The 5,271-nt window shown below is 77.0% G+C and carries 1 protein-coding gene; it reads left to right on the forward strand.

What is annotated here, in order from left to right:
- Positions 1-17: 17 nt before the first annotated feature.
- A partial coding sequence (locus tag ACIQOV_RS26190) for an amino acid adenylation domain-containing protein (protein ID WP_401052433.1) occupies positions 18-5,271 on the forward strand: 5,254 nt, incomplete at its 3' end.

Raw genomic sequence — 5,271 nt, forward strand, 5'->3', positions numbered from 1 at the left:
ACCTCAACCGGCCCGGCGTGACCGCCACCCGCTTCCTCGCCGACCCGTTCGGCGCCCCCGGCACCCGGATGTACCGCACCGGCGACCGGGCCCGCCGGCAGGCCGACGGCACCCTGCGCTACCTGGGCCGTGCCGACCAGCAGGTCAAGATCCGCGGCTACCGGATCGAACCCGGCGAGATCGAGGCCGCCCTCCAGACCCACCCCGGCGTGGGCCTGGCCACCGTCGGCGTCCACGAGGACGCCGCCGGCACCCGCCGGCTGGTCGCCCACGTCGTCGGCGCGGACCCGCTGCGGCCCCCGGGCGCCGCCGAGCTGCGCGCCCACCTGGAACGGCTGCTGCCCGCCTACCTGGTGCCCGCCGCCTACGTGCCGCTGGCCGCCCTGCCGCTCACCCCCAACGGCAAGCTCGACCGGCGCGCCCTGCCGGCGCCCGGACCGGACGGCTACGCCGCCGGCCGCGAGCGCACCGCCCCCCGCACCCCCGCCGAGCGGCTGGTCGCCCGGGCCTGGACGGAGGTCCTGGACGCCGGCCCGATCGGCGCCGAGGACGACTTCTTCGCCCTCGGCGGCGACTCCATCCTCGCCGTGCGGGTCACCGCCCGGCTGCGCGCCGCCTTCGGCGCCGCCGACCTCTCGCCCCGGCTGCTGTTCACCCACCCCGTGCTCGCCGACCTCGCCGAGGCGCTCGGCGAGCCGGGCCCGGGCGCCGCACGGACCGCCGTCCCGGCCGTCGTCCCCGCCGCCGACCCGGGCAGCGAACCGCCGCTCTCCTACGCCCAGCAGCGGCTCTGGTTCCTCGACCGCTTCGAGCCCGGCAGCACCGAGTACACCTCGCTGTCCGTGCTGCGGCTGCGCGGCACCCTCGACCGGGCCGCGCTCGGTGGCGCCCTGGACGCCCTGGTCGAGCGGCACGTGGCACTGCGGACCACCTACGCCGAACGGGACGGCCGGGCCCGGCAGGTGGTGCGCCCGCCCCACCCCGTCGAACTGCCCCGCGAGGACGTCCCGCCGGCCGACCTGGACGCCCGCCTGGAGCGGATCGCCGCCACCCCCTTCGACCTCGAAGCCGGCCCGGTGCTGCGTGCCCGCCTGCTGCGCACCGCCGCCGACGAGCACGTCCTCGCCCTGGCGGTGCACCACATCGCCACCGACGGCTGGTCGATGGGCGTGCTCGGCCGCGACCTCGGCGAGCTGTACGCCGCCGCCCTCGAAGGCCGCCGCCCGCGGCTGCCCGCGCCGCCCGTCCGGTACACCGACTACGCGGCCTGGCAGCGCACCCGCACCGCCGCCGCCGAGGCCGACCTCGACCACTGGCGCCGGGCCCTGGACGGCCTGGCCCCGCTGGAGCTGCCCACCGACCGGCCGCGCCCGGCGGTGCGCACCCGGGAGGGCGCGCTGGTCACCTTCACCCTGCCCGCCGGGCTGACCGCCCGGCTGCGCGAGCGCGGCCGGGAGGCCGACGGCACCCTCTACACCGTCCTGCTGGCCGCCTGCCAGGTGCTGCTGGCCCGCTGGTCCGGGCAGACGGACATCGCCGTCGGCACCGTCACCTCCGGCCGCGAACAGGGCGAACTCCACGACGTGGTCGGCATGTTCGTCAACACCCTGGTGCTGCGCGGCGACATCCGCCCCGAGCTGTCCTTCCACGAGCTGCTGACCGCCGCGCGGGCCACCGTCCTGGACGCCCTGGCCCACCAGGAGGTGCCCTTCGAACGGCTGGTGGACGTCCTCCAGCCGGAGCGCGACACCAGCCGCACCCCGCTGTTCCAGGTGATGGTGGCGCTGCACAACCTCGGCGCCGAGGCGCCCCGGCTGCCCGGCCTGACGGTGGAACCCCTCACCCCGCCCGTCCGCAACGCCACCTTCGACCTCTCCTTCGACTTCGCCGAGCACGACGGCGGCCTGACCGGCTACCTGGAGTACAGCACCGGGCTCTTCGACGCCCGCACCGCCCGGCAGCTCGCCGACCGGCTGACCATCCTGCTGGCGGCCGCCGCCGACGCGCCCGCGACGGCCGTCGGGGCGCTGCCGCTGATGACCGGGGAGGAGCGGGAGCAGGTGCTGCGGCAGGGGCGCGGCGAGCCGCTGCCCGGGCCCGACACCACCTTCACCGCCCTGTTCGAGGAGCAGGCCGCCCGCACCCCGGACGCCACCGCGCTGGTCGCCCGCGACGCCACCCTGGACTACGCCGCGCTCAACACCCGGGCCAACCGCCTCGCCCGCCACCTGGCCGCCCTCGGCGCCGGCCCGGAGCAGGTGGTCGCCGTCCGGCTGCCGCGCACCTCCGACCTGCTGGTGGCGCTGTTCGCGGTGCTCAAGGCCGGCGCCGTCCTCCAGTTCGTCGACCCGGACCTGCCCGAGGAGCGGGCCGCCCTGCTGCTCGACGACACCCGGCCGCACACGGTCCTGACCGAGCACACCCTGCGCGAGGTGCCGTGGGAGGCCCTGCCCGGCCACGACCTCACCGATGCCGAACGGACCGTCCCGCTGCTGCCCGGGCACGCCGCCTACCTGATCCACACCTCCGGCTCCACCGGCCGCCCCAAGGGCGTGGTCGTCGAGCACCGCCAGCTGGTCAACCTCTGCCGCGACCACCGGGAGGGGATGCTCGCCCCGCACACCGCCGACGGCAGCCGGCTGAAGGTCGCCCTCAGCGCCTCCCTCTCCTTCGACACCAGCTGGGAGGGCCCGCTGCTGCTGGTCTCCGGCCAGGAACTCCACCTGATCGACGAGGACGTCCGGCTGGACCCGCAGGCCTTCCTCGCCCGGATCGTCGACCAGCGGCTCGACGTCGTCAACGTCACCCCCTCCCTGCTGCGCGAACTCACCGCCGCCGGACTGTTCGCCCCCGCCCCCCACCACCCCCGGCTGTTGCAGCTCGGCGGCGAGGCGATCCCCGCCGCCACCTGGCGGGACCTGCGCGCGGCCCAGGCCGAGTACGGCATCAGCACCTACAACCTGTACGGGCCCACCGAGTGCACCGTCGACGCCGCCTACGCCCGCTGCGCGGACCACCCCGGGCGCCCGGTGATCGGCCGGCCGGGCCGCGGCGTCACCGCCCACGTGCTCGACGGCGCGCTGCGCCCGGTGCCGCCCGGCATGCCCGGGGAGCTGTACCTGGCCGGGGAACAGGTCGCCCGCGGCTACCTGAACCGGCCCGGGCTGACCGCCGGCCGCTTCCTCGCCGACCCGTTCGGCGCCCCCGGCACCCGGATGTACCGCACCGGCGACCTGGCCCGCTGGGACGCCGAAGGACAGCTGGAGTTCCTCGGCCGGGCCGACGAGCAGGTCAAGATCCGCGGCTTCCGGATCGAGCCCGGCGAGGTGGAGGCCGCCCTGCTGACCCACCCCGACCTCGCCGACTGCGCCGTCGCCGCCCGCGAACAGGGCGGCCGGACCCTGCTGGTCGGCTACCCGGTGCCGGCCGGCGACCGGGTGCCGCCCGCCGAGGAACTGCGGGCCTGGCTGCGGCGTACCCTGCCCGACCACCTGGTGCCCACCGCGTTCGTCCCGCTGGCCCGCGTCCCGCGCACCGTCAGCGGCAAGACCGATCGGCGGGCCCTGCCCGCCCCGCCCGCCCAGCCGGACCGCACCACCCCGTACGTCGCCCCGCGCCCCGGCACCGAGCAGCGGCTCGCCGCGATCTGGGCCGAGGTGCTGGGCGTGGAGCGGGTCGGCGCCCGGGACAACTTCTTCGCCCTCGGCGGCGACTCCATCCTCAGCATCCAGATCGTCTCCCGGGCCCGCGCCGCCGGCCTCGCCCTCACCACCAAGGACGTCTTCCGCTACCAGAACGTCGCCGAGCTCGCCCTGTGCGCCGGTGAGTCGTCGGTACGGACGGAGGTGGACGAGGCCGAGCCCGCCGAGGCCCCGCTCACCCCGATCCAGCACGGGTACCTCGACGGCCGCCGGGCGGGCGAGGCGCTGCGCTTCACCATGACCCAGCGGCTGGCCCTGGCCCCGGGCACCGACCCGGCCGCCCTGCGGACCGCGGTGCTCGCCCTGGCGGAGCACCACCCGGCGCTGCGCACCCGCTTCCGCCGGGGCGGATCCGGCTGGCACCAGGAGGTCCTGGAGCAGGCACCGGACGGCGTCTTCACCCACCACCCGGCGACGGCGGAAGCGGAGGTGCAGCGCACCGCCGACGAGGCGCAGCGCTCCCTCGACCCGGTCGAGGGCCGGATGCTGCGCGCCCTGTTCTTCGACGGCGGCGCCGACCAGGCCGGCCAGCTCGTCCTGACGATCCACCACCTGGCCGTCGACGGCGTCTCCTGGCGCATCCTGCTCGCCGACCTCGAAGCGGCCTACCGCGCCGCCCGCACCGGCGCACCCGTCCGGCTGCCGGAGCCGGGCACCTCCTACACCCGCTGGGCCGCCCGGCTGGAGCGGCACACCCGCTCCGGCGCCCTGGACGGCGACAGCGCGTACTGGACCCGTACCGGCCGGGCCCCGGCCGGGCTGCCTGAGGGGCGGCCCGGCCCCAACACCCACGGCACCGCCGCCACCGTCACCGTCACCCTGGACGAGCGGACCACCGAGGCGCTGCTGCGGCACGTCCCGGAGGTCTACCGCACCCAGGTCAACGACGTCCTGCTCAGCGCGCTGGGCCGCACCCTGGCCCGCTGGTGCGGCCGCGACTCCGTGCTGATCGGGGTGGAGGGCCACGGCCGCGAGGACCTCTTCGCCGACCAGGACCTCTCCCGCACGGTCGGCTGGTTCACCGCCGAGTTCCCGCTCGCCCTGCACGTCGACCCCGAGGCCGGCTGGCACGACACCCTGCGCTCGGTCAAGGAGCAGCTGCGCGCCGTCCCGCTGCGCGGACTCAGCCACGGCGCCCTGCGCCACCTGCACCCGTCCGCCCTGCCGGCCGACGCGGCCGCGCCGCTGATCGCCTTCAACTACCACGGCCAGTGGGACAGCCGCAGCGCCGCCGCCGACGGGCTGCTGCGCGGCTCGCTGCCCCCGGCCGGACGCGACACCGACCCCGACGAGCCCCGCCCCTACCTGCTGGACGTCATCGGGGCGGTCCAGGACGGCCGGCTCGAACTGGGCTGGACCTACCCCGCGGCCCGCTACGACGAGGCCACCGTCCGAGCCCTCGCCGAGCAGACCCTCCAGGCGCTGCGCGAGCTGGCCGAGCACTGCGCGAGCCCCGGCGCCGGCGGCCGCACCCCGTCCGACTTCCCGCTGGCCGGCCTCGACCAGGAGCGGCTGGACGCCCTGGTCGGCGACGGCCGCGACACCGAGGACGTGCTGCCGCTCACCCCCC

The organism is Kitasatospora sp. NPDC091257 (assembly GCF_044757675.1).
Classification (GTDB): Bacteria; Actinomycetota; Actinomycetes; order Streptomycetales; family Streptomycetaceae; genus Kitasatospora; species Kitasatospora lactacystinica.